This window comes from Collinsella aerofaciens, assembly GCF_039752985.1.
Taxonomy (GTDB): Bacteria; Actinomycetota; Coriobacteriia; order Coriobacteriales; family Coriobacteriaceae; genus Collinsella; species Collinsella aerofaciens_BT.
Genome location: NZ_JBDMHA010000002.1, coordinates 21,951 through 47,169, shown reverse-complemented (window position 1 = coordinate 47,169; position 25,219 = coordinate 21,951). Strand labels below are relative to the sequence as shown.

The 25,219-nt window shown below is 60.4% G+C and carries 15 protein-coding genes; 6 read left to right on the top strand and 9 right to left on the bottom strand.

Annotated features, from left to right (window positions below):
- From ABHR76_RS00515 to metK, 3 genes are all read right to left on the bottom strand, one after another.
- Nucleotides 1-1,721: L,D-transpeptidase (locus ABHR76_RS00515; RefSeq protein WP_346976481.1), on the bottom strand; the 1,721-nt coding region annotated here is incomplete at its 3' end.
- A 149-nt stretch (nucleotides 1,722-1,870) separates the two neighbouring features.
- On the bottom strand, nucleotides 1,871-3,478 hold the full coding sequence (sdaAA, locus tag ABHR76_RS00510; RefSeq protein WP_346976480.1) for an L-serine ammonia-lyase, iron-sulfur-dependent, subunit alpha: 1,608 nt from the start codon (nucleotides 3,476-3,478) through the stop codon (nucleotides 1,871-1,873).
- Between the two features lie 316 nt (nucleotides 3,479-3,794).
- The gene (metK, locus tag ABHR76_RS00505; protein WP_346976479.1) at nucleotides 3,795-5,075 is read right to left on the bottom strand and encodes a methionine adenosyltransferase; all 1,281 of its coding nucleotides are present in this window, start codon (nucleotides 5,073-5,075) and stop codon (nucleotides 3,795-3,797) included.
- 282 nt (nucleotides 5,076-5,357) lie between these two features.
- On the opposite strand from metK, the gene gltX reads away from it, so the two are divergent.
- From gltX to ABHR76_RS00475, 6 genes are all read left to right on the top strand, one after another.
- Nucleotides 5,358-6,833, top strand: coding sequence for a glutamate--tRNA ligase (gltX, locus tag ABHR76_RS00500; RefSeq protein ID WP_346976478.1), 1,476 nt, complete (start codon nucleotides 5,358-5,360; stop codon nucleotides 6,831-6,833).
- 88 nt (nucleotides 6,834-6,921) lie between these two features.
- Nucleotides 6,922-9,375 carry a replication restart helicase PriA gene (priA, locus tag ABHR76_RS00495; RefSeq protein WP_346976477.1) on the top strand — a complete coding sequence of 818 codons (2,454 nt, stop codon included), beginning with the start codon at nucleotides 6,922-6,924 and terminating at the stop codon, nucleotides 9,373-9,375.
- 18 nt (nucleotides 9,376-9,393) lie between these two features.
- Complete coding sequence (gene def, locus ABHR76_RS00490) at nucleotides 9,394-9,930, top strand: peptide deformylase (protein WP_346976476.1); 537 nt, start codon at nucleotides 9,394-9,396, stop codon at nucleotides 9,928-9,930.
- A 360-nt stretch (nucleotides 9,931-10,290) separates the two neighbouring features.
- A complete protein-coding gene (gene fmt / locus ABHR76_RS00485; RefSeq protein WP_346976475.1) occupies nucleotides 10,291-11,211 on the top strand; it encodes a methionyl-tRNA formyltransferase in 921 nt (306 codons plus the stop codon).
- Nucleotides 11,208-12,608, top strand: a complete 1,401-nt coding sequence (locus tag ABHR76_RS00480; protein WP_346976474.1) for an RsmB/NOP family class I SAM-dependent RNA methyltransferase — start codon at nucleotides 11,208-11,210, stop codon at nucleotides 12,606-12,608. Before fmt ends, ABHR76_RS00480 begins: the two co-directional genes overlap by 4 nt.
- Nucleotides 12,609-12,798: 190 nt before the next feature.
- Nucleotides 12,799-13,734 (top strand): hypothetical protein, encoded by a 936-nt coding sequence (locus ABHR76_RS00475; protein ID WP_346976473.1) that lies wholly within the window; start codon nucleotides 12,799-12,801, stop codon nucleotides 13,732-13,734.
- Nucleotides 13,735-13,820: 86 nt separating this feature from the next.
- Here the strand turns inward: ABHR76_RS00475 and ABHR76_RS00470 are convergent, their stop codons facing one another.
- The 6 genes from ABHR76_RS00470 to ABHR76_RS00445 all read right to left on the bottom strand — a co-directional run bounded on the left by ABHR76_RS00470 (nucleotide 13,821) and on the right by ABHR76_RS00445 (nucleotide 25,141).
- A complete protein-coding gene (locus tag ABHR76_RS00470; protein WP_055287350.1) occupies nucleotides 13,821-14,057 on the bottom strand; it encodes an FmdB family zinc ribbon protein in 237 nt (78 codons plus the stop codon).
- An 88-nt stretch (nucleotides 14,058-14,145) separates the two neighbouring features.
- Nucleotides 14,146-17,442 (bottom strand): 4-alpha-glucanotransferase, encoded by a 3,297-nt coding sequence (locus tag ABHR76_RS00465; RefSeq protein WP_346976472.1) that lies wholly within the window; start codon nucleotides 17,440-17,442, stop codon nucleotides 14,146-14,148.
- A gap of 431 nt (nucleotides 17,443-17,873) precedes the next feature.
- Nucleotides 17,874-20,237 carry a glycogen synthase GlgA gene (glgA, locus tag ABHR76_RS00460; RefSeq protein WP_346976471.1) on the bottom strand — a complete coding sequence of 788 codons (2,364 nt, stop codon included), beginning with the start codon at nucleotides 20,235-20,237 and terminating at the stop codon, nucleotides 17,874-17,876.
- Between the two features lie 89 nt (nucleotides 20,238-20,326).
- Nucleotides 20,327-21,454 (bottom strand): glucose-1-phosphate adenylyltransferase subunit GlgD, encoded by a 1,128-nt coding sequence (gene glgD / locus ABHR76_RS00455; protein ID WP_346976470.1) that lies wholly within the window; start codon nucleotides 21,452-21,454, stop codon nucleotides 20,327-20,329.
- Between the two features lie 4 nt (nucleotides 21,455-21,458).
- Nucleotides 21,459-22,607, bottom strand: a complete 1,149-nt coding sequence (locus ABHR76_RS00450; RefSeq protein ID WP_006233920.1) for a glucose-1-phosphate adenylyltransferase — start codon at nucleotides 22,605-22,607, stop codon at nucleotides 21,459-21,461.
- A gap of 107 nt (nucleotides 22,608-22,714) precedes the next feature.
- Nucleotides 22,715-25,141 (bottom strand): glycogen/starch/alpha-glucan phosphorylase, encoded by a 2,427-nt coding sequence (locus tag ABHR76_RS00445; RefSeq protein WP_346976469.1) that lies wholly within the window; start codon nucleotides 25,139-25,141, stop codon nucleotides 22,715-22,717.
- Between the last annotated feature and the right edge of the window lie 78 nt (nucleotides 25,142-25,219).

Below are 25,219 nucleotides of genomic sequence, written 5' to 3'. Positions count from 1 at the left end.
ACCACACACAGGCCGACTTTGATGCAGTCGTGAAGTGCCTTGGCGTCTGCCAGGCGCAGGTTGATGCAGCCGTGGCTGCCGCACCATTTGTACGACTCGGCGTTATCGAAGCTCTTGTCGTTTTGCCAGGTGGCATCATGGAAGCCGATCATGTTGCCCTCAAACGGCATCCAGTAGCTCACCGGACTCTCGTATTTGGGCTTGCCGGTCTCGGGGTCCTTGGCTCCGATCAGGGTGCTGCCGCCGTCGTTGCTGTTGATCTGCCAGACGCCCTCGGGCGTGGCGTCCTCGCCCGGCTTGCCCGAGATAAAGTTGGCCTCCCAAACGATATTTCCGCTCTCGTCATAGTAGCGCGCGTGCTGTTCGGACAAGTCGACGTCGATATACGCCTTCCAGTCGGGCTCTCCCTTTGCGGTAAAGGTGTCGGCCTTCTGGGAGTACTTGATCTCGATTTCGCCAGTCTGCTGGTTGTTAATGGCGTCCTCGACCTGCTTGGCGAGCGAGCTGCTGTCGATGGACCAACCAAAGTCACCGCCTTCGACGGCGCACTGCTTGCTATCGGCGCGCGTCCACCAGCGAGTGGAGCCCACGGTATTAAAGCCGTTAGCGAGCTCGGCTGCCCAGCTGCTGATCTGCGTCGTATCGAGCGTTGGGTTGGCCGGATCGGCAAAGCTGATCCACTGCAATACGGAGCTGCCATCAACCTTGCCAGCATCCTCGCCGTTGAGCTTGAGGGTCACGTTGACGCCCAGGAAGTTGTTGGCGGCATCGCATGCGGCCTGAATCTGATCATCGGTCAGCGTTCCATTGAGCGGCTCATAGGCATCGTTGCCGAGCTTGGAAAGATCTACGGTCTCGGCCAGCGAGGCAAGCTCGAGCTCGGCATATTTAATGACATGCTCGCGGTTGAGTTTTTCGTTGGAGCGCGCCTTCTCGACGGTAAACTTGCCGGCCTGCTCGTCATAGGAGCTATTTGCCTCGAACGTGCCCGAACGGCCCTCGTTAAACTCGTCGATGGCGGCGCCCAGATCCTTCTCAAACTTCTTTTGGTCAAAGGTGTCGGAGAGCATGGACAGGTCGACGTCTTGATCAAGATCGACTTCGTTGGAGGTAGCGGTTGTTTTGGTCTTGCCGCTTAAGGATTCCACAAGGCGGACCGGCCATACAAAGGCTTCGTTGTGGCTGATAATCTCTTTTGCGGCAGCTTCACCGTCGACGATGGGCTCATCGGACTCGGGCTGATAGGTCCAGTTAAAGTCATCGCCTGTCACGGTGAGCTTATAGTGCTTCCATGCCGAGTTGACCTTGGTGGCGGCAGACGAAGCGTTGGAGAACGAGACGTCGACGCCGGCGATGGTGGTGTTGGGGTAGGCTACCTGCGAAAATGCTACGACGCCTACGATATAGACAATGACGATTAGACCCAGGACGACAAAGAGCGTCGTCTTTTTGCCCGACTTATTGTTGCCGGCGGACTTGCGCGCGGGGCCGCGATCGCCTCGAGCGTGCGTGGGGGGCTGCTTGGGCGCATTGCCGTTTGCCTGGTGCTGCTGACGTTGTTGACGCTGCTGTCGCTGTTGGTTCGGGCGTTGAGAAGCGTTTGCCGCACCACGCTGCTGACCGTGGCTCGGCGCGATAGGACGCGGCGACTGAACGCCTCCGGCGTGCCTGCTCGGCTGCTGCGGATCGGGAATCAGTTGAGTTCGATCGTTTTGCGACATCGTATGCATATCCTTCGATTTTCGCCTTGCGGTTCATCGTGTTTTTACTGGGCTTGCATTATAGCGATTGCCCTGCTGTTTGTGGTACGGAAACGGTGGCATTCAAAAGAGGTGGGACATTTGTCCCACCTTTGAGTCGTTCTTTGTCGCTATCCGCACACGCCGCATTTTGCACAGGCCGAAAGTGCGGCCGGAGCCTGCGCGATGCCGCCCTTTGCCGTCTCGCGCAGCGTGGCTGGCAACGCGTGGCCCACCGAGAGCATGACATGTGCCATCTGGTCAAACGGCACCAAGCTCTTAATGCCTGCGAGGGCGAGTTGTGCCGAGCTAAAGGCCGCTGCCACGCCGATGGCGTTGCGGTTTTGGCAGGGCACCTCCACGAGGCCACCGACGGGGTCACAAACGAGGCCCAGCAGGTTACTCAGCGCGATGGAACTGGCGTCGAGCGCCTGCTCGGGCGTGCCGCCGAGCATCTGCACCAGCGCGGCGGCCGCCATGGCGGCGGCGCTTCCCACCTCGGCCTGACAGCCGCCCTCAGCGCCGGCGACGCAGGCGCTTGTGGTGAGGTTGAGGCCGATGGCGGCTGCGCAGTAGAGCGCGTCCATGACCTGCTCGTCGTCGAGCTGCAGGCGATCGGCGAGCGCCAGCACGCAGCCGGGCACAACACCCGCGGATCCTGCCGTCGGAGCTGCGACGATTACGCCCATCGTGGCCGAGCGCTCGAGCACGGCCATGGCGCGGGCTACGGCGTCGGTCTGGACGGTGCCCATCAGGCTCGTGCTCAAATCGTTGCGGCCGGTGGCATCGACGAGTTTGGCCTCGCCGCCGATAAGCCCGCCGAGCGATCGCTGCGGATTGGCGATGGGGGCCGTGGTCTCCTCCCGCATGACGTCGAGCACGCGACGCATGGCGTCGACGGCGTGGGCTTCGCCGGTCAGGCGCGCCTCACGCACGGCCATGACGGCGCCGATGCTGAGCCCCAGTTCCTCGCACGCATCGAGCAGCTGCTCGCCGTCGTCGAAGATCTCCTTGGCCGAGACGCCGGGGGAGAGCGACGAGGCAGAACCGGGGAGCTCGATAAAGGTCGCGTAATCGACATTGTCGAGCTTGCGTAACATGGGGACGACGGTGTCGTCGGGCGCACCGTCGGTCTCAAAGACGGAGTAGGCCTGGCCGCCCACTTCGGTTCGGTAGGTGCGGCAGAAGGCGATGTTCACGTGGGCGTAGGCGAGCAGGTTCGTGAGCGCGGCGAGCACGCCGGGAACGTCCTTGTGCGCCACGAAGAGCGTGGAATACATGCCCGAGATGTCGACGCCGACGCCGTTAATGCGGCTGATGCGCATCTTGCCGCCGCCCAGGCTCTCGCCGCGGACCTGCGCCGTGGCGCCCGTGTCGTCGACCATATCGATGTCGACGGTGTTGGGGTGGATGGAGGCGTCGTCGCCCTTGATGTCAAAGTGATATTCGAGGCCCTGCTCGCGAGCGAGGTCGAAGGCCTGCTTGATGTTCTCGTCATCGGTGTCGAGGCCCAGGATGCCCGCGACGAGCGCACGGTCGGTGCCGTGGCCGCGGTAGGTGTGGGCGAAGGAGTTCCATAGGCCAAAGGTGACTTTGGCGATGCGGCCTTCTAACAGGCTGGCGGCAACTTGGGCGCAGCGCAGGGCGCCGGCGGTGTGCGATGAGCTGGGGCCGACCATGACGGGGCCCAAGATCTCGAATGCCGAGGTCGTAGCTAGTGTTTGCGGCTTGCCTGCCATGGGTGCTCCTTTAATCTGTCCCGTCGTCCCGAGGGGCGGGGCATAAGGTCGCCTGCTCGGACAGTCCTGCTCGCACGGAGAGCACATTAAGTGCTCTCCGGCTCGTGCGGAACTCGCGATCGACCTTATGCCCCGCCCCTCGGGACTAAGGATACATGGTTGGAGTTGCTATACTGCAAAATTTATCGGCCTGTGACCTATTCCATGTTCCAGGTCGGCTCATCTTCGCTACCGGTTAAATAAAAAAAGAAGTACCGGTTGGAACCGGTACTTCTTTTGAAAGTGCATATGTTGTTGTGACCTTAGCGGTTCTTAATTACAGGCCGCAGGCTGCTTTGAGTTCTTCGACTCGGTCGGTTTTCTCCCAGGTGAAGTCGGGGTCTTCGCGGCCGAAGTGACCGTAGGCTGCTGTCTTTTCGTAGATGGGGCGACGCAGGTCTAGGTCGCGGATGATTGCACCCGGGCGCAGGTCGAAGGTCTTCTCTACGGCCTCAACGATCGTGTCCTCGGCAACCTTGGCGGTTCCGAAGGTGTCGACCATGATTGAAAGGGGCTTGGAAACGCCGATGGCGTAGGCAAGCTCGACTTCGCAGCGGTCGGCCAGACCGGCGGCGACCACGTTCTTGGCGACCCAACGCGCGGCATACGCGGCGGAGCGATCAACCTTGGTGCAGTCCTTGCCGCTAAAGGCGCCGCCGCCGTGACGGCCGTAGCCGCCGTAGGTATCGACGATGATCTTGCGGCCGGTGAGGCCCGTGTCGCCCATGGGGCCGCCCACGACAAAGCGACCGGTGGGGTTCACGTAGATGTCCGCGTTGTCCCACGGCATGTTCTCAGCGGCCATGACCGGGGTGATGACGTGCTCGATGAGGTCGGCCTTGATCTTGCCCATGTCCTCGATCTCGGCGGCGTGCTGCGCGGAGATGACGATGGTCGTGACCTCGACGGGCTTACCATCTTCGTAGCGCACGGTGACCTGGGTCTTGCCGTCGGGACGCAGATAGGCGAGGGTACCGTCGTGACGCACGGCGGCCAGGCGCTCGGCCAGGCGGCTTGCCAGGTAGTGCGGCATGGGCATGAGGGTCTTGGTCTCGTTGGAGGCATAACCGAACATCATGCCCTGGTCGCCGGCACCGATCAGGTCGATCGGGTCGGTGGTAGCGCCGGTCTGGGTCTCGAAGGACTCGTCGACGCCCTGGGCGATATCGGGCGACTGCTCGTGGATGAGGCTCATGACGCCGCAGGTGTCGCAGTCAAAACCGAATTTGGCGCGGTTGTAGCCAATGCGGCGGATAACGCCGCGGGCGATTTCCTGTACGTCGACGTAGGCCTGGGTGCGAATCTCGCCGGCGACGATGACGGTGCCGGTGGTCACGAGGGTCTCGCAGGCGCAGCGGACGTTCTCCACGTTGGCAGGCACGCCGTTGGGGGCGATGTAGCCCTGCTCCTGCAGCTCTATTTCTTTGGCGAGGATTGCGTCGAGGACGGCGTCGCTGATTTGGTCGGCGATCTTATCGGGATGACCTTCGGTCACCGACTCCGACGTAAACACAAAGGACCCGTGTTGGGGTGGGATGGAACGAAGTTCTTCTGACATGATTGTCCTTTCAAAACGCGTCCCGGCGACCGTTACCATTCCGCCGGGCTCTGTATGCAAGGGGACATCATAGCGCGTAAATCCAACATTCACACCCTTTCCGCACCCACTCCTTTCCGCACCCACTCATTGGGGACAGGCTTAAATGACCAGTCGGGTGCTCATTGGGTAGTCATTTAAGCCTGTCCCCAATGAGTAGGTCGATGCCCTTTGTGCGGAGGTGGGCATTGTTGCTTTATACTGGTGCAGTTAGACATCCATCCTGCAATCGAGGAGATTTCCATGGCATCAGACGTTCGCGTCCGCTTTGCACCCTCACCGACGGGCAAGCTGCACATCGGCGGCGCCCGCACCGCTATCTATAACTGGGCTTTTGCCCGCGCAAACGGCGGCACGTTCATCCTGCGCATCGACGACACCGACCCCACCCGTTCCACCGACGAGAACACGCAGATCATCCTGCGCGCCATGCGTTGGCTGGGCCTGGACTGGGACGAGGGTCCCGAGGTGGGTGGCGACTTTGGTCCCTATGCCCAGACCGAGCGCCTGGACCTGTACAAGCAGGCCGCCCAGAAGCTCTGGGATGAGGGCAAGGCCTATCCCTGCTTCTGCACCAAGGAGCAGCTCGACGCCGATCGCAAGGCCGCTCAGGAGCGCAAAGACCCCTTCCAGGGCTATCAGCGCCGCTGCCGCGATCTTGATCCCGAGGAGGCACGCCGCCGCATCGAGGCCGGCGAGCCCTACGTCCTGCGCATCAAGGTGCCCGAGGACCGCGGCGACGTCGTCATCCATGACGCCGTCCACGGCGAGGTGACCTTCGACGCCAAGGAGCTCGACGACTTTGTCATCTTCCGCTCTGACGGCACGCCCACGTACAACTTCGCGACCGTCGTCGATGACGCCATGATGAAGATTACCCATGTCATTCGTGGCGACGACCACCTGTCCAACACCCCGCGCCAGGTCATGGTCTACGAGGCCCTCGGTGCGCCCGTGCCCACGTTTGCCCATATCTCCATGATCCTGGGTGCCGACGGCAAGAAGCTCTCCAAGCGCCATGGCGCCACCTCGGTGGAGGAGTACCGCGATGCCGGCTACCTGCCCGACGCCTTCGTCAACTACCTGGCGCTGCTCGGCTGGTCGCTCGACGGCGAGACCACGATCATCCCGCGTGATGTCCTGGCCAGCAAGTTCTCGCTCGACCGCATCTCCAAGAACCCGGCGACCTTCGATCCCAAGAAGCTCGACTGGGTCAATGCTGAGTACATCAACGGCATGACCGATGCCCAGTTTGCCGACGAGATCATGGTCCCCGAGCTGCACGAAGCAGGCCTCATCGAGGGCAACGTCGAGTACGGCGAGGACTGGATCGACGCGCTCGCTGCCATCGTCAAGCCGCGCACCAAGATGCCGGCCGACGCCGTGACCGTCGCCGCTCCCATCTTCGCTACGGCCGATACGCTCGAGTATGATGAGAAGTCCGTCAACAAGGGGCTGGCCAAGGAAGGCATGAGTGCCATCCTGGATGCCGCCAAGGTCGCGCTCGAGGGTGTTACCGAGTGGACGGCTGCCAACATCGACGCCGCGCTTGAGCCGCTGCCCGAGCAGATGGACCTTAAGAAGCGCGTGGTGTTCCAGGCCGTGCGCGTCGCCGTTTGCGGCAACATGGTGAGCCCTCCGCTGGGCGAGACCATGGCGCTCGTCGGCCGCGACGACTGCCTGGCGCGCATCGACCGCGCCCGCACGATGGCGCTGTAGCAGTAGCGTAAACGCATGTATCTGAGCCCCGCTCACCCGAGCGGGGCTCTTGTTTCTAAAGACGTATGGGATGGGAGGTGCAGAGACCATGGCTGAGCAACTTTCGCTGTTTGGTTCGCCGGAACCTAAGGAAGCTCCGAAGTCCGCGGCCCCTGCTGCCGCCCCGGCGCAGCCCGAGCCCGCATCTGAGCCCGTCGCCGCCTACGCGAGCGTGGTTCTCGACATCCCGACCCGTGCGCTGTCCGAGCCGTTTGCCTACGGCATTCCGCAGTCACTCGCCAACGATGCCCAGATCGGCTCCACCGTCCTAGTCCATTTTGGCAACCGTGCGGCCGCGGGCTATATCGTCGACATCGCGCCCGAGCTTGCCAACCTACAAGGTAACGACGCCCTCGACCCCGCGCGCATCAAGCCTATCGAGGCTATCCTCAGCAAGCCGCTCTTTACCGCTGAGGCTGCACGCATTGCGCGCTGGATGAGTCGCGAGTACGTCGCGACGCTTTCCGAGTGCCTGCGCCTATTCTTGCCTCCGGGTGGAAGTCCGCGCGTGGTCAAGGGCGATGACGGCGTGTGGACCGTTGAGCGCCCCGCCGTCAAGCCTATCCAAAACCGCTGGGTGATGCTTACGCCCGATGGCTTTGACTATACGCCGCCCAAGACTGCCGTTCGCCAACGCCAGCTCATCGAGGCGCTTCAGTGCGGCCCCGTCACGACGCGCGATCTCAACCTGCTCTACAACAACATGTCGGCGACCATCAAGGCGCTCGAAAAACGCGGCGTCGTGGTGGTGGAGGAGCGCCGCGCCTGGCGTGGCTGCAGCGAGCAGACCACGTTGTCCTCGGCAAGCGGCAAGGCGCCGGTCGCGCTCACGAACGGCCAGCAGCAGGCGCTCGCGCAGATTGAGCGTGCTCGCCTGGACGCACACGGCGATGTGGTCCTTGTCGACGGCGTCACCGGATCCGGTAAAACCGAGGTCTACCTCTCCGCTATCGAGCGCGTGCTCGCGGCCGGGCGCTCAGCGTGCGTGCTTGTGCCCGAGATCTCGCTGACGGCTCAAACCGTCGGCCGCTTCCGTTCGCGCTTTGGCGAGACGGTCGCGGTCTTCCATTCCCGTCTTTCGGCCGGTGAGCGCCTGGACCAGTGGGATATGGTCGCAAGTGGCGCCGCCCGTGTTGTCGTCGGCGCGCGTTCGGCACTCTTTTGCCCGCTCAGCGACCTGGGCCTCATCATCATCGACGAGGAGCACGAGACCAGCTACAAACAGGGCTCCAGTCCGCGCTACCATGCGCGCGAGGTGGCGGCCGAGATGGCGCGCCGCTATCGCTGCCCGCTCGTGCTGGGCTCGGCCACGCCTTCTGCCGAGGCCCTCGACCGCTGCCGCCGCGGCACGTACAACGGTGCCACCTGGACGCGTGTCGAGATGCCCGAGCGCCCGGGACACGCCGTGTTGCCCACGGTCCGCATTGCCGACCTGCGCCGCGAGTTCTCGCACGGCAGCCGCTCCATGTTTTCAAAACCGCTGATGGAAGGTTTGGAACGCGTGGTCGAACGCCGCGAGAAGGCCGTTCTGCTGCACAACCGCCGCGGTTTTGCGCCGTTTTTGATGTGCCGCGAGTGCGGTTGCGTTCCCACCTGCAACCACTGCTCCACCGCGCTCACGTACCACGAGCGCACGCATACGCTGCAGTGCCACACCTGCGGATCGTCCTGGCACGTGCAGCCCTATCCGGCGCCCACGAGCCGCTGTCCCAAATGCGGCAGTCGTTATCTGGCAAAAATGGGCCTGGGCACGCAGCAGATCGAGGACGCGCTGCACCAGATGCTGCCCGAGGATGTCGCCATCATTCGCATGGATGCCGATTCCACGCGTGGCAAGGACGCGCACAAAAAGTTGCTCGAGCAGTTCGATGCCGCCGATTGCGCGGTGCTGCTGGGCACACAGATGATCGCCAAGGGCCTCGACTTTCCCGAGGTCACGCTTGTGGGTGTGGTCAATGCCGACTTTGCGTTAAAGCTGCCCGATTTTAGAGCGGGGGAGCGCGCCTACGATTTGCTGGAGCAGGTCGCGGGCCGTGCCGGACGCGGCGATCGCCCTGGCGAGGTCGTCATCCAGACCTATCTGCCCGAGGACCCGGTCATTCGCGCCGTCGCCGAGCACGACCGTTCGATCTTTACCGACTACGACCTGGACCAACGTCGCGACGCGCTGTATCCGCCCTTCGTGCGCCTGGTCAACATTTTGGTGTGGTCCGCGAACGCGGATGACGCTCAGGACTATATCGGGCGCATCGCAAAGCTGCTCAAGCGCCGTTGGCATGCCGCCGCTCCCGACTTTTTGCGGGCGGGGAGTGCCGTGCCCCAGGTGCTTGGCCCGGCTTCGTGTGTAATCGAGAGAGCCAAGGACCGTTATCGCTTCCACCTGCTTGTGAAGTCGCCCGTGGGGTACCATGTCTCTGATGATATCGATGCCTGCCTCAAAGAGGCGGGCTCCGTGCGCGGCGTGAGCGTGAGCGTTGACGTCGACGCCTATGATTTGATGTAACAACCCGAAAGGATGGCCATGGAAGCCAACGGAATCGTACTTTCGCCCGACCCTCGTCTGCGTCAGGAGTGCGCCGTCATCGAGGAGATTACCCCGGCGATCGAGGCACTTGCCGAGAAGATGATGAAGATGATGTTCGACAACGGCGGTTGCGGCCTGGCCGCCCCGCAGATTGGCGAGCTCATTCAGCTCGTCACCATCGACTGCGACTACAGCGACAAGAATGACTACGACCCGTACGTGCTCATCAACCCTGTTATTGTTGAGCAGAGCGACCATCTCGTTCCATTTAGCGAGGGCTGCCTTTCCATCCCCGGCATTAGCTGCGAGATTGAGCGCCCCGATCATGTCGTCGTCGAGGCGTACGACCTGGACGCCAACCTGATTCGCTATGAGGCCACTGGCGACCTGTTCTGCGTGTGTCTGCAGCACGAGATTGATCACCTGCACGGCAATACCATGTTCGAGCGACTGAAGCCCATGCAGAGGCTCAAGGCCGTCAAGGAGTACCAGGACGCCCTGGCCCGCGGCGCTCGACCGGGCGAGACGGAGTAAGTCGTCCGTCCCCTTCCGCCGCAGGGCTTAGGTTTTGCTCCATGCTCAAACAGTCCTGCTCGCACGAAGAGCACATTAAGTGCTCTTCGGCTCGTGCGGAACTGCGCGTGGAGCAATAACCTAAGCCCTGCGGCGGAAGGGGACTGCGTTTTCATGCTCCTTTTCGCCCAGGTGCCGTCGGGCCAGGGAAGGGCGTCTTCGCTGATAGGTGCTTTGTTGGGAGGGCTGCTTTTATGCGGCTCTTTCTTTGGCTTTGGGTATATTTGTTCTTGTTGAACTGTTATTGCGGATGGGCTGGGTACTTGGCTTTCCGCTGTTATTTGTAGCCGTCTCGGCTTTTGTTGAGGGGAGACGTTCTTTATGCGTATTGTGTTTATGGGTACGCCTGATTTTGCTGTACCTTCGCTGACTTCGCTTGTTGAGGCTGGCAACGAGATTGCGCTTGTTGTTACTCGTCCCGATGCTGTTCGTGGGCGTGGTAAGAAGCTCGAGCCTTCTCCTGTTAAGGCTAAGGCGCTCGAGCTGGGTTTGCCTGTTGTTGAGACTAATCGCATGACGCCTGAGGTTGTTGAGGCACTTCAGGCTACCCAGGCTGACATTTTCTGCGTGGCTGCTTATGGCTGCATTTTGCCTGATGAGGTGCTGCATATGGCACCGCTCGGCATTGTGAATGTTCATGCTTCGTTGCTGCCTCGTTGGCGTGGGGCTGCTCCTATTCAGCGTGCGATTCTCGCTGGTGACGAGGTTGCTGGCGTTTCCATTATGCGCATCGGGCATGGCGTGGATACTGGTGCTTATTGTGCTCAGGCTTCCACGTCGGTTGCCGGTAAGCATGCCGAGGCACTGACCATGGAACTTGCTGAGCTTGGCGGCAAGCTGCTTGCCGATACGATTCCTTCGCTTGCCGATGGCACCGCCGTGTGGACTGAACAGGATGAGTCGCTCGTCACTCACGCCGCCAAGATTTCTAAGCAGGAGATGCGTCTGGATCCTCAGATGGCGGCGCTTGATTGCGTGCGTCATGTGCTTGCCTCGTCCGATACCGCTCCCGCTCGTTGCGTGATTGCCGGCAAGACCGTTCGCGTGCTCGATGCAGCACCGGCAGATGTGTCGCTTGGCGAGGGACTCGTCGCCGTTCAGGCCAAGCGCCTCTACCTGGGCCTTTCCGATTGCGCGGTCGAACTACTCGAGGTTAAGCCCGATGGCAAGCGTGCTATGGCTGCTTCTGCCTGGGCTGCCGGCCTGCAGGGTGCGGATCTTTCGTGGGGTGTTTTGTCATGAGCAAGTTGTCTCCCGCGCGCAAGCTCGCGCTTGATGTTTTGATGGAGGCCGATCGCCGCGGCATGTACGCGCGCGACATGCTCTCGTCCCGTGCTTCGGCCAAGGCCATTGACCAGCGCGATTCTGCTTTTGCCGCTCGTTTGGCACTTGGCGTTGCAGCCACCCAGGGCATTTTGGACGAGCTGCTCGACCAGTTTCTCGATAAGCCCAAAAAGGTCGCGCCGCGCGTGCGCATGGCCCTTCGTATCTCGGCCTTCGAGATGCTCTATCTGCATACGCCGGGTCACGTTGCGGTGAGTCAGGGCGTTGAGCTTGTGCGTAGCGGCGCTAAGTCTGCCGCCGGTTTGGCCAATGCTGTGCTGCATAAGGTTGCGGACAACGTCGAGGATTTTGCCGCCGCTGCGGATGCCGATGATTCCGAGCGCCGCCTGGTGCGTCTGTCTCGCTTGATGGGCCTGCCGCGCTGGCTATGCGCTCGCATTGTGGCATCGTTCGACACGCCCGAGGGCGCGCTCAACTTTGCCGGCAATCTGGCTCCCGCGCCGCTCGCTTTGCACGAGAACGCTTTTGCCACCAAACCCGACCTGTATATCTCGCAGCTTGTTGCGCCCGTGTTCCCGGGCTGCCATGCACCGGTCGATGCGCAGGTCACGGTTGCGTCCGGCGTTTTTGAGCGCGCTGCTGCGGTTGCCTCGGACCTTAACGCCCAGCTCATCGCTACCGCGGCGACCCGTCCCGGGCGCTGCCTGGAGATTGGTGCCGGCCGCGGCACCAAGACCTATGTGATGATGTGCCAGGCCAAACGTGCTGGGTACGAGCGCCAGCATACCGCGCTCGATTTGCACGAGCGCAAGTGCGACCAGAATCTCGCGCGTCTGCGCAAGGCAGGCATCCAGGGTGTTCGCACGGTCTCGGGCGATGCCTGCGAGCTCAATGAGGTGCTCACGTCCTTTGATGCCATGCTTGGCAAACCTGCCCTGTTCGATACAGTTTTTATCGATGCCCCGTGCTCGGGTACAGGGACCATGCGCCGTCATCCCGAGATTCCGTGGCGTCTGACCGAAAACGATGTGACGGTTGAGCTGCCCAAGTTGCAGTTGACGATGCTCAAGGAAGCCGCCGCGCGCGTGGCTGCCGGCGGTGAGCTCATCTATGCCACCTGCTCGGTCTTTGACGAAGAGAACACACAGGTCGTGGATGCCTTCCTGGCTTCTCCCGAGGGTGCCGGCTTTACCGTGGCGCCGCTCACCGAAGCCCAGATTCTGCAGCTTCCCGATTTTGCGCAGGCCAAGAAGCTGGTTGCCGTCCGCCAAAACGACCGAGGCCTCTTCCAGAGCGTGCCGGTAAACGCCGATTCCTACGACGGCCACTTCTGCGCCCGCCTGGTCCACAAGTAACTACTAAGTTGCGGTGAAATAGGGATTGAATAGCGGCTTCTACCCGCCAAACAGTCCTTATTTCACCGCAACTCATAAGGAAGATTTTTCTGGGACTGGGATTAATAAATCGGATATGAAAGTAAGCGGTTGGGTTTGGTAAGTTTCTGGATGCATGAACCGCTCGCAGATTTAATATTGAGGGGTTAAAATGATCGATCTTAATAGTGACAAGATTGACAATCCTGAAGATAATACTCAGGAAAATGAAAAGGTTGAGAATTCTTCGATTAAAAAGCGGGTAATTATTGGTGCCCGTATTGTTGCTCTGCTCATTGCTGGTTGTGTCGGTGGTTATGCTGGTTACAATTACAAACAAGCATGTAGTGAACATAATCAGCAGGTTGAAGTTTTGTATTCAAAGGCTAGCGATAGTGTTGCTGCCTTTAAGGCTGATCTTGGGTTACTAACTTTTGAGCAACGTCTTGATACCATTAAAAATGCTCAAAATAATAAAGAGATTTTGAATAAAGAAATCTCTAATGACAGTTTTAAGTATGCGGATGGCACTTCCCCTGATTGGACAAAGTTGCTCAATAAATACGATTCCATTATTAAAGACTGTCGTAATGCTCAAAATGATGAGTGGAATACTTCTGTAACTGACCATGTTAATTTTGATGTAAATTCTACTGAAGATACTGACTCTCTCCAACAGCATATTAATAGCCTCAATGGTCTTCTTAATGATATTTCTAATAAAGATAATCAGAAGCTTATTTTTGAAGATGCCAAAAAGGATTCTAATCTGTTCATTGATCAAATCAATGAACAGATTAGTCGTTATCAAACTCGTATTGATGATGTAAATAAGGCAAAAGCAGAGGCTGAGGCGAAGACTCAAGAGGAAGTGGCGCAGACTCAGCAGCAGGCTTCTCAGCAAAATAATTATTCCAACAATTCTTATAGCGGTAATAATTATTCTGGTGGAAGCGGCTATTCGGGAGGCTCCTCTAACGGCGGCGGTAAAGTAGTCATTAAAACTCTGGATGTTTATGACGAAAATGGCAATTATGTGGGGTCTACTCATTGGTATAGCGATGGTACCTGTGACGATCCCTATTCTGCCGGTATGGGCGGATTTTAAAATATACTAATTTTTAAAAATAATTATCGACCCATAGCGCAAAGAAGCGGCCCCGCGATCGGAGTTGATCGCGGGGCCGCTTGTCACTAGTGGCTATGCGGGCAGTTGGCGCAGCAGCCGCTGGTGGCGTTGGTGCTGGAGCCGCCGCTTCGCTGGTCGGTGTTGTAGAAACCGCTGCCTTCGAACTTAATTCCGCTGGCCGAGAACGTCTTGGATGCCGGGGCACCGCAGCTGGGGCATACGACCTCGGGCGTCTCGGACATGGGGTGTTCTACCTCAAACACGTTGCCGCAGCTCGTGCACTTGTAATCGTAGCGCGCCATAATACTTCCTTTTCAGCACAAAGCGGGCAGATCGCTCTGCCCGCAAAAATTCAAACAGCTGTAACTGTACCCTATATCGAGGGTTTTATCACGCTTCGCCCCAGAATCTATGGGTGCTGCGCAGGAGCTTCGCAGTTTTCTCCTCGGCTGCCGCAACGTCGGCCTCGTCAGCCTGCCAAGTCCAGTTGCCCGTGGCCACGCCCGGTACGTTCATACGCGCGTCGTCGCCCAGCCCCAGCACGTCCTGCAGCGGCATCATCACGAGCGGAGCATCGCTTGCCAGGGCATCGCCCATGAGCTCGCTTGCCAATGCAATGCCGCTCGGCTCGTCGCCACCTGCAAAGGAGCGCGTGCACCAGCCGGCGAGCGTCGAAGTGTCGTGCGTCGAGGTGTACAGGATCTTGCCCGGCGTGGGATGAATTCCGCAGCGAACGTCGTAGTCGCTAAACTCCAGTACGTCCATGCCGGGGAAGCCGCAAGTCGAAGCCATCGCGCGAACACCAGGCGTCAAATAGCCCAGGTCCTCGGCAATAAAGTTGAGCGGACCCAGCTCGTCGTAGGCCGTCTGGAACAGGTCCTTGCCCGGGCCAGCCAGCCAGCGACCGTCAGAACAGGCCTTGCCGGCGGGGATGCTAAAGTAGCTGTGGAAACCCAGGAAGTGGTCCAGGCGCACGCGGTCGTAGAGTGCGAACGCACGGCGCAGGCGGTCGAGCCACCAGCGATAGCCATTCTCCTTCATGTGATCCCAGCGGAAGGTGGGGTTGCCCCAGACCTGGCCCTCGGGTGCAAAGTTGTCGGGCGGCGCCCCCGAAATCTCAATCGCCTTGCCGGTGTCGGACAGCCAGAAGTTTTCGGGCTCGCTCCACGCATCGGCCGAATCGTCCGAGACATACATCGGGATATCACCGATGACCTCGATGCCCTTCTTGTGTGCATAGTTCATAAGCTCGCACCAAGCAAGGTCAAAGCGATACTGCATGTACGCCTGCAGCTCGGCCTCGTCGTGGAAGCGCTTGTCATCGATCAGGTGCTCGTTGTAGCGCGCGACATCCGCCGGCCATTCGTGGCGCGACAGTCCCTCAAAGTGCTTCTTTACCGCCATGTAGACGCAGTACTTCTCGAGCCAGTCGGCGTTGCGATGTTTAAACGCCGTGTACAGCGGGTCGGCATCCTCGCCGCCGCGGGTCTTCCAGGTGACGAAGTCGGCGGCCAGCTCCTCGTGGCTCTCGGGCAGCAGGTCGATATTGCCTGCAAAGGCCGAAGGACCGGCGTAGGGGGAGCGGAAGAAGTCCGTCGGGTTGACGGGAAGGACCTGCCAGTAGCGCATGCCCATGGCGGCCAGGTGGTCGATAAAACGACGCGTGGGCGCACCGATTGTGCCGGGCTTGCCGTCATCGGTCGGCACCGAGGTGATGTGGCATACGACGCCCGCGCCGTGGTCGAGCGGCTCCTGCAGGCGCTTCTCGGCATGGTGATAGATGATCGAAGAGCCCAGCGGGTACAGGTCGAGCGTGACGGTACCGTTGTGGATTTCGCACTCGTGGCCGCTGATCACGTCGCTTGCGCATTCGCCGAGCGCCGGAATCGTCACGCAGTGCGAATTGCGCAGGCTGCGGTTGATGATAACCGTCGCGGCCTCGCCGTCTTTGCCCGTGCGGGTGTAGGCCAAGACGTCGTCGTTGAGCGCAAAGGCCTTGATCTCGCCATCGACCATAAACGGTAACGCGCGGCGAATGGCAGATGCGTTCTTAACGATGGCTAGCGTATCGAAGTCGTGGAGTTGGTCCTTGGTCGGCAGGGTGCGGCGGTTGCCCGGATCGGTGAGGCCCTCCAAGCCGTACTCGTCGCCATAATAGATCGAGGGCACGCCTGGGAAGGTCATCTGCATGAGCGTCGCCAACCAAAAGCGGCTCTTGGCCAGGCCCATGGAGTTCTCGTCCAGGCGCCACTTGCTGCGCTCGCTCTCGGGCAGCTGCGACTCGTCGGGGCCGCCGCCGAGCACCGAGATGATGCGCGGACGGTCGTGGCTCGAAAGCAGATTGAGCGCGCAGGCCAGTGCCTCGCGCGGGTAGTTCTCGCGCAGGGTCTCGATATCCTCGGCAGCCTGGTAGGCGTTTTTGTAGCCCATCAAAAAGCCGATGACCATGTCGCGGAAGGGGTAGTCCATGGCAGAGTCGAGCTCGGAGCCCTGCAGGTAGCGGCGTAGATGTCCATAGCTGATCTTGTTGGAGGCGTCCTCCCAGACTTCGCCGAGCAGTAGCGCGTCGGGCTTCTCGGCGAGCACGGCCTTTTTGATCTCGGCCAGGAAGTCATCGGAAAGCTCGTCGGCCACGTCCAGGCGCCAACCATGGGCGCCGGCGCGCAGCCATTTGCGGATCACGCCGTCCTTGCCCAGGAGCCGCTCGCGCACCAGTTCGGAGCTCTCATTGATGGCGGGCATGTTGCCCACGCCCCACCAGCAGTCATACGAACCGTCTTCATGGAAGTAAAACGCATCGCGCCACGGTGAATCCTCGCTCTGCCAGGCGCCCACGCCGGGATAGTTGCCGTAGCGGTTGAAATAGATTGAATCGTCGCCCGTGTGGTTGAAGACGCCGTCCAGGATGATGGAGATGCCCAGCTTCTCGGCTGCCTGGCACAGCTCGGTAAAGTCCTGCTCGGTGCCCAGGATCGGGTCGATCTTGGTGTAGTCGGCCGTGTCGTAGCGGTGGTTGCTCGCGGCCTCAAAGATGGGGTTGAGGTAGATGGCCGTAAAGCCTAGCTCGGCAATGCGGGGCAGGTCATTTTGGATACCCTTGAGCGAGCCGCCGTAAAAATCCCAGGTCTTGATGGAGCCGTCTTCGGCACGCTCGTACTCGGGCGGTTCGTTCCAGTCCTCGACCATGCGGCGCTGGATTCCTTTGCGCGGTTTTTCAACTTCGGCAAGCGTGCGTTCGCGCCAGTTTTCGTCGCGTGCATAGCGGTCGGGGAAGATCTGGTAGACCATACCGCGCTCGTACCAAGTGGGACGGTTCTCGCGGTGCCTGTAGACGGTAATCTGGAAGGACGGAATTTCGGCGTAGCTGTAGGTCACACCCTCGCCACCTGTGCGACCCTGCGGTGCACCCAGGCGTACCTCGGGCTGGCCCTCGATGTTGCAGATAAAGCTGTACCAGATAAGACAGGGCTCAGTGCACTCAAGCTCTACGGTAAATATGCCGTCGCCCTCGTGCGTCATGGGATACAGAGACTCACCGATTTCATCGACCCAGGTGCGCAGGGTGAGCGTTGCCTGGTTGGGGTCGGCATCCTCCAAAATCACCGATAGCGAAACGGAAGTTCCAGTGGTCACAGCGCCAAACGGAGTACGAAACTGCGGCAGACGGCTGTTGTGAATCAATCTCATAATACGGTCCAGTTCAATAGAATCACGGCCTGCGGGCCATGGGCTTTACGCACAGGATGTAAGTATATCTTTTGTATACAGGCTGTATAAACAACATCCGTTTACCATCGGCGAACGGTTGTCCTAGAAAATCGTTTTACCATTCAAATTATCGCGATATTCAAATGTGCCTATACCGATACTATTTGTAGCTAAACAAAAGTAACCCGGTTTACTACGACGAATTGAATGATCTCAACCACAGTCATTTTGGTGATATTAAAACCGCAGGTAGAGGCGTTGCCAATTTCGTAGATTACCCGCCGTGGTCGGCTGGAGCCATTTTGTCGTAGTAAACCGGCCCTCTTTTTAATACAGAAGTTCAACCAAGAAGAGGGCGCCTAGTTGGGGCGCCCTCTTTTGCTTTGAGGATTAAGTTTTAATCGTCCTGACTAGTGACGCTTGCGGGTGGCCGTTGCCTTACGGACGGAGGTCTTCTTGGTCGGAGCCTTTTCCTCAGTCTTAGCGGCGGGGGAGACCGGGGTCTCCTTGGTGGGCTCGGTCTTTGCCTTAGCCTTGGGAGCGGTCTTGACCTCTGCGGCCTTCGGAGCAGGCTCGGCCTTTACTGCGGGCTTGTCCTCGTCCTTTGCCTCTGCCTTGGGAGCAGCAGCCTTGGTCGTGGTCTTTTTGGCCGTCGTCGTAGCGCGCTTGCGCGTGGTGGTCTTGGCGGCCGGCTTTGCCTCGACAGCTGCCTTGGCCTTGGGCTCGGAGGGTGCCTCCTCGACCTTGACGACGGACTTTGCGGCGGCCTTCGCGGTCGTCTTCGCGGCGGCCTTCGTCGTAGCAGCCTTGGTCGTCGTCGACTTCGTAGCCGTGGCCTTCTTGGTGGTCGCGGTCTTGGACGCGGCCGTCTTCTTGGCGGCAGACTTGGCCGGAGCCTTTGCCACAGGCTTAGCCTCGGCGGTGGCGGTCTCGGCCTTTACCTCGGGAGCGATCTCGGCCTCGGCAGCTTTCTTGGCTGCGGCGGTCGTGCGCTTGCGCGTGGTCGTTGCCTTGGCGGTAGTCGTCTTTGCTGCGTCGGTCTTGGTGGCAGCGGCCATGGTTGTCGTAGCCTTCTTGGCCGTCGTCTTGCGCGTCGTGGTCTTCTTGGCGGTAGGCTTCGCAGCTGGCTTAGCCTCAGCCTCGGGAGCTGCCTCAACCTTCACCTCAGATTTAGCCTCAACCGGCTTCTCCTCAGTCTTGGGCTCCTCGGCAGCAGCGGGTGCCTCAACAACCGGCTCGGCCTCAGCCACAACCTCGGGCTCGGCCTCAGCCTTCTCGGCCGCAGCCTCCACAGCCGCCGGCCTTTCAATCTCCGGGTGCATAAAGAAATACAGATCCAGATACTTATCGGCTGAGCGCGTCCAGCTAAAGTCCTGGCTCATGGCCTGCGTGACCAGCTGGTTCCAGGCGTCGCGGTTATCCCAGAACAGACGCGCCGCGCGGAATACCGCATCGCCCATCTCGTCGCCGTTAAAGTTGCTAAACGAGAAGCCCGTGCCCTCGCCGGTAAACTCGTTGTACGGCTGCACGGTGTCCTTCAGGCCGCCGGTCTCGCGCACAATGGGCAGGGTACCGTAGCGCATGGCGATGATCTGCGACAGGCCGCAGGGCTCAAACTTCGAAGGCATTAGGAACATGTCGGCGGCGGCATACATGCGCTGCGACAACGCCGGGTCAAACTCAATGCGTGCGGCCATGGTGCCGGGGTACTTGCCCTGGAAGTAGCGCAGGCCATCCTCGTAGTCGCGGTCGCCGGTGCCCAGCACCGCCACCTGCACGCCGCCGGCCAGGATGCGGTCGAGCGCGTACATCACCAGGTCCATGCCCTTCTGGCGCGTCAGGCGCGTGACCATGACCATAAGCGGACGGTCGTCGCGAACCTCGAGCCCCAGCTCTTCCTGCAGCTTGGCCTTGCACACGGCCTTGCCGGAGCGGTCCTCCACGGTGTAGTTGGCGGCAATGCGCTTGTCGGTCGCCGGGTCAAAGCCCGCGACGTCGATGCCATTCAAAATGCCCTGAAGCGCGTAAGAACGCTCGCGCAGCACGCCGTCCAGGCCCTCGCCAAATTCGGGCGTCTGGATCTCGTTGGCATAGGTGGGGCTCACCGTAGTGATGGCGTCGGCATAGCGCAGCGCGCCCAGCATGTAGTTAATGCTGCAGGCGTCGCAACGCAGCTGCGAGGCGGCCGCCGGAATATGCGCCACGCCCAGGATGTCCTCCATCACGGTGTCGCTAAACTGGCCCTGGAATGCCACGTTGTGGATCGAGAACACGGTCTTGACGCGGTCGTACAGCGGCAGGCCCTGGTAGAACTCGCGCAAAAACACGGGCGCCAGCGCCGTCTGCCAGTCGTTGCAGTGCAGGATGTCGCACTCAAAGCCGGCCGGCAGGTGCTGCAGGCTCTCGGTGATGGCCTTAGAGAAGAACGCAAAACGCTCGCCGTCGTCAAAGAAGCCGTACGGATAGTCGCGCGCAAAATAGCGCTCGTTGTCGATGAACATATAGGTGACGCCGTCGTGCTCGAGCTTCTCGAGTCCGCAGTACTCATTGCGCCAGCCCAGGCTCACGTAAAAGTCGGAGAAGTGCTCCATCTGCGCCTTGTACTCGTCCTTGATGGTGGCGTACTTGGGCACCATCACGATGACTTCGGCGCCGGCGCGTACAAGCGCCGCAGGCAGCGAGCCCGCCACGTCACCCAGGCCACCGGTCTTAACAAACGGTGCGCACTCGGCCGAGGCAAACACGATCTGCATCTTTTTGCTGGAATCAGCCATATTGTCTCCCTGTTGCAATTCGAGAATAGCCGCCTGGCGCAAACCGGGCGGCTATTCTACGTGTTACGAGCGATGTTGCGGTGCCAAAGCTAGCTCGCGTTGGTGATATCAGAAGTTAACGGGGCCTTTCCCAGCACCAGGATGTTCTCGGGCGTGCCGCGAAGCTCGGTATTGGTGGGAACCACGTTGTTCTTGTCCAGGATGGCATTCTCAACGCGGGCGCCGCTCTTGATGACGCAGCTCTGGTTGATGATCGAGTTCGTCACCGAGGCGCCTTCCTCAACCACGACGCCGCGAGACAGGATCGAGTTGCGCACGGTGCCCTTGATGATGCAGCCGGCCGAGATGATCGAGTTGCATGCGTGACTGCCGGTCGCATAGCGCGAAGGCGGCACGTCGTGAGCCTTGGTCAGGATCGGACGCTCGGGGTCAAAGAGATGGTCGGCCACGGTCTGGTCGAGCAGGTCCATGCTGCGGCGATACAGCGACTTCTCGCTAAACACGCCCACGACCTCGCCCTTGTACTCGTAGCTGCACACGTCGATGTTGCCAAAGTCGCCCTGGAGCGCCTCGAGCAGGTCCAGATAGTCGGCGGCCTGGTAGTGGTCGATGATCTCGAGCAGCGTCTCGCGGTTGACGATGCAGCAGTCCATAGAGGCGTTGTCGCCGTACACGACGCCGGCGCTCACGCCCGTCAGGCGGCCGTTCTCGTTGATCTGCAGCTTGGTCTCGTCATCGACGTTGCGCGTGGCCTTGCAGTACACCACAGTCATCTGGGCACCGGAGTTCTCGTGCGCCTCGATGATGGTGTTGAGGTCCATGTTAAAGATGATGTTGGTGCCCATCATCACAACATAGGGCTTGTCCGAGCGCTGGAACAGCGTCTTGTTGGAAATGATGTCGCGCAGCAGGAAGCGCATGCCGCCCTTGGTGGTGCCATACGCGTTGCCGGGCACCATGAACAGGCCGCCCTTCTTGCGGTCCAGGCCCCAGTCCTTGCCCGAGCCCACGTGGTCGATCAGCGAGCGGTAGTTGCCCGGCATGACGACGCCGACGGTCTTAATGCCGGCATTCATCATGTTGGACAGCGGGAAGTCGATCAGGCGGTAGCGGCCCAAAAACGGAACGGACGCGATGGGGCGGTCCTTGAGCAGCACACTGCCGTAGGTCGAAGAGTAGTTAGCGGTGATATAACCGATGGCCTTGCGATTGATCATCGGATCATTCCCCCTTCCCGATAACGACGTCATTTCCAACGACGGCCGTATCCTTGGTGGTATCGACAGAGCCGAGCTTCACGCCCTCTTCGACCGTGGAGTTCTCGCCCAAAATAGCGCGGCAGATGTGCGCGCCGCTCTTAACGTGCGCACCCGGCAGCAGCACGGAGTCCTCGACCACGGCGCGCTCCTCGATGATGACATCGGTCGAAAGGATCGAGTGGCGAGCGGTGCCGTAGATCTTGCAGCCGTTGGAGACCAGGCAGTCGTCCAGGCGACCATCCGGGCCGATGTAGTGCGGCGGACGCGTGGTGATGTTGGACATGATGGGGAAGTGCTTGTCGAACAGATCGAATTCGGGGTTGTTGCCCAGCAGGTCCATCGAGGTCTCGTGGAAGCTGGCGATGGTGCCGACATCCTTCCAAAAGCCGTGGAACTCGTAGCTGTACAGGCGCTTGCCCTCGCCGAGCAGCTTGGGGATGATGTCCTTGCCAAAGTCGTGGCTCGAGCGCTGGTCCAGAGCGTCCTCCTCGAGCGCCTCGATCAGCACGTCGGCCGAGAAGATGTAGATGCCCATGGACGCGAGGTTCGAATCGGGCTTATCGGGCTTCTCGGTGAACTTGGTGATGCGGCCGTCCTCGGGGTCGGTGGTCAGGATGCCAAAGCGGCTGGCCTCCTCCCACGGCACGGGCATAACGCTCACCGTGAGGTCGGCGTTGTTCTCAATGTGCGTCTTGAGCATCTTGCGGTAGTCCATGCGATACAGGTGATCGCCCGAAAGAATCAGGACGTACTTGGGGTCGTTGGCCTTGATGTAGTCCAGGTTCTGCGTAATGGCGTCGGCCGTGCCCGCATACCAGGCGCCGCCGGTCTGCGTCTCGTACGGCGGCAGGATTGACACGCCGCCGTCGCGGCTGTCCAGATCCCACGCCTCGCCGGAGCCCACATAGGCATGCAGCAGGTAGGGGCGATACTGCGTCAGAACGCCCACCGTGTCGATGCCCGAGTTGGAGCAGTTGGAGAGCGAGAAGTCGATAATGCGGAACTTGCCACCAAAGCTAACCGCCGGCTTAGCGATCTTTTGGGTGAGTGCCCCCAATCGGCTGCCCTGTCCTCCTGCGAGGAGCATCGCGATGCATTCTTTCTTACTCATCGATTTCTCCTTCTGTCATCGATGTTCTTAAACCCATTAGCGACGGGCGTGACGTTGTGCCGCGCCCGTCGAGTAATGCCGTGCTGGCATAGGGGAGCTCGCGGCCTTTACGCGTGCCAGATCTCGTCTCGATACTCGCGAATGGTGCGGTCGCTCGAGAACCAGCCAGAGGAGGCGGTGTTGAGCAGCGCCTTGCGGTTCCAGGTCTCCTGGTCGCCGTAGCTGTTCGTGAGCTTCTCCCACGCATCCACGTAGCTGCGGAAATCGGCCATAACCAGGTCGGGGTCGTTGTTGTTCATGAGCTCGTTGTAGATGCTCTCGAAGTTGCCCGAAAGGCCCGCAAAGGTGTTGTCCTTGAGCTCGTCCATTACGCGGCCCAGGCGCTCGCGGTCGCCGTTGAGCGTATCCCACGCAAAGTAGCTGTTGGATGCCCAGAGCTGCTCGACCTCGGGAGCGGTCAGGCCAAAGATGGCCTCGTTCTCGCGGCCAGCCAGGTCGGCGATCTCGATGTTGGCGCCGTCGAGGGTGCCCAGCGTGATGGCGCCGTTCATCATGAGCTTCATGTTGGACGTGCCCGAGGCCTCCTTGCCGGCCGTGGAGATCTGCTCCGAGATCTCGGCGGCAGGGTAGATGAGCTGAGCGTTACTCACGCGGAAGTTGGGGATAAAGCAGACCTTCATGACCTCGTTGACGCGCGGGTCGTTGTTGATGACGTCGGCCACGGAGTTAATGAGGCGGATGGTCTCCTTGGCAAAGGTGTAGCTCGAGGCAGCCTTGCCGCTAAAGATGAAGGTCGTCGGCGTCACGTGGAAGTTGGGATCGGCGATGCGACGGTTGTAGATGTCCATCACCTTCATGATGTTCATGAGCTGGCGCTTGTAGGCATGGAAGCGCTTTACCTGGACATCGAAGACGGTGTTGGGGTCGATAACCAGACCGGTCTCGGCCTTGACGTAGGCGGCCAGGCGCTCCTTGTTGGCGCGCTTGGAGGCACCCACGGCCTTCAGGAACTCGGTGTCGTCCTTAAACTCCTTGAGCTTCTCCAGCTCAAAGGCGTCCTTAAGCCAGCCATCGCCAATGGCCTCGGTCACGAGCTTGGCATAGGTGGGGTTGGCCTCGGCAAAGAAGCGACGGTGCGAGATGCCGTTGGTCTTGTTGTTGAACTTCTCGGGCGTCAGGGCATAGAAGTCCTTGAGCACGATGTTCTTGATGATGTCGGAGTGGATCTTGGCCACGCCGTTGACGCTGTGGCTGCAGATCACGGACAGGTTGGCCATGCGAATCTCGCCGTCCCACAGGATGGCGGTCTGGCGCAGACGCTCCTGCCAGCCCTCCTGAGTGGTGTCGAACGACTCGTGCCAACGACGGCTGATCTCGTCGATGATCTGGTACACGCGGGGGAGGAGCTTGGAGAACGTGCCGATGGGCCATTTCTCCAGAGCCTCGGGCAGGATGGTGTGGTTGGTGTAGCTCACAACCTGCGTCACGATGTTCCAGGCGTCGTCCCACTCGAGCTTCTTCTCGTCGATGAGGATACGCATGAGCTCGGGGCCGCACATGGCGGGGTGCGTGTCGTTAGTATGGATTGCCACAAACTGCGGAAGCAGCTCCCAGTTCTCGCCGTGCTCCTTCTCAAAGGTGTCGAGCAGGCTGTAGATGCCGGCCGAAACAAACAGGTACTCCTGCTTCAGGCGCAACAGACGGCCGTGCTCGCCGGCGTCGTTGGGGTAGAGGATGGCGCTGATGGCCTCGGCCTCGGCGCGCTCGGCATCGGCCTGGGCATAGTCGCCGCGGTTGAAGGCCTCAAGGTCAAAGTGCTCCTCGACCGGCTCGGCAGCCCAGACGCGCAGCTTGTTGACGGTCTCGCCGGCATAGCCCACCACGGGGATGTCGTAGGGGACAGCCAGGATATCCTGCGTGTCCACCGTGCGGTAGAACGTGCGGCCGTTCTCCTCAAAGCCCTCAACACGGCCACCAAACTTGATGGTCACGGCCTTGTCCTGACGACGGACCTCCCAGGGATAGCCGTGGGTGAGCCACTCGTCAGTGGCCTCGACCTGGCTGCCGTTGACGATCTCCTGCTTAAACAGGCCGTAGCGGTAGCGCATGCCGTTGCCGTAGCCGGCAATGCCCTCGGCTGCCATGGAATCCAGGAAGCATGCGGCCAGACGGCCCAGGCCACCGTTGCCCAGCGCCGGATCGGGCTCCTGGTTCTCGATGACGGACAGGTCAAAGCCCATGTCGTCGAGCGCCTCGGCGACCATGTCTCGCACGCCAAAGTTGAGCAGGTAGTTGTCGAGCAGGCGGCCGATCAAAAACTCAATCGAGAAGTAGTACACGCGCTTCTTGTCCTCGGCGGTGGCGCGGGCGTCGCTCTTGGTGGCAACGGTGCGGGCCTTCTCGGCCACGAGCTTGGCCAGGGCGTTAAAGCGGTCGAGGTCGCTGGCGGCCTCGACGCTCTTGCCGCTGATGCTCATGACGGCATCGCGATAGAGCTCGGTAAACTCCTGCTTGTTATCGAAGATCTTATTCATACGTTCCTTTCCCCCGGGGATGTTTCTCCCGGAACGGTTATGACTTGTATCCTACGCCCCTGCGGGGCGGGTAATTGC

Coding starts and splice junctions, on each gene's coding strand:
- ABHR76_RS00445 (WP_346976469.1), bottom strand. CDS start 25,141: ATGAATAAGATCTTCGATAACAAGCAGGAGTTTACCGAGCTCTATCGC.
- priA (WP_346976477.1), top strand. CDS start 6,922: ATGGCTGAGCAACTTTCGCTGTTTGGTTCGCCGGAACCTAAGGAAGCT.
- ABHR76_RS00470 (WP_055287350.1), bottom strand. CDS start 14,057: ATGGCGCGCTACGATTACAAGTGCACGAGCTGCGGCAACGTGTTTGAG.
- ABHR76_RS00480 (WP_346976474.1), top strand. CDS start 11,208: ATGAGCAAGTTGTCTCCCGCGCGCAAGCTCGCGCTTGATGTTTTGATG.
- ABHR76_RS00465 (WP_346976472.1), bottom strand. CDS start 17,442: ATGAGATTGATTCACAACAGCCGTCTGCCGCAGTTTCGTACTCCGTTT.
- glgA (WP_346976471.1), bottom strand. CDS start 20,237: ATGGCTGATTCCAGCAAAAAGATGCAGATCGTGTTTGCCTCGGCCGAG.
- fmt (WP_346976475.1), top strand. CDS start 10,291: ATGCGTATTGTGTTTATGGGTACGCCTGATTTTGCTGTACCTTCGCTG.
- ABHR76_RS00450 (WP_006233920.1), bottom strand. CDS start 22,607: ATGAGTAAGAAAGAATGCATCGCGATGCTCCTCGCAGGAGGACAGGGC.
- gltX (WP_346976478.1), top strand. CDS start 5,358: ATGGCATCAGACGTTCGCGTCCGCTTTGCACCCTCACCGACGGGCAAG.
- def (WP_346976476.1), top strand. CDS start 9,394: ATGGAAGCCAACGGAATCGTACTTTCGCCCGACCCTCGTCTGCGTCAG.
- sdaAA (WP_346976480.1), bottom strand. CDS start 3,478: ATGGCAGGCAAGCCGCAAACACTAGCTACGACCTCGGCATTCGAGATC.
- metK (WP_346976479.1), bottom strand. CDS start 5,075: ATGTCAGAAGAACTTCGTTCCATCCCACCCCAACACGGGTCCTTTGTG.
- ABHR76_RS00475 (WP_346976473.1), top strand. CDS start 12,799: ATGATCGATCTTAATAGTGACAAGATTGACAATCCTGAAGATAATACT.
- glgD (WP_346976470.1), bottom strand. CDS start 21,454: ATGATCAATCGCAAGGCCATCGGTTATATCACCGCTAACTACTCTTCG.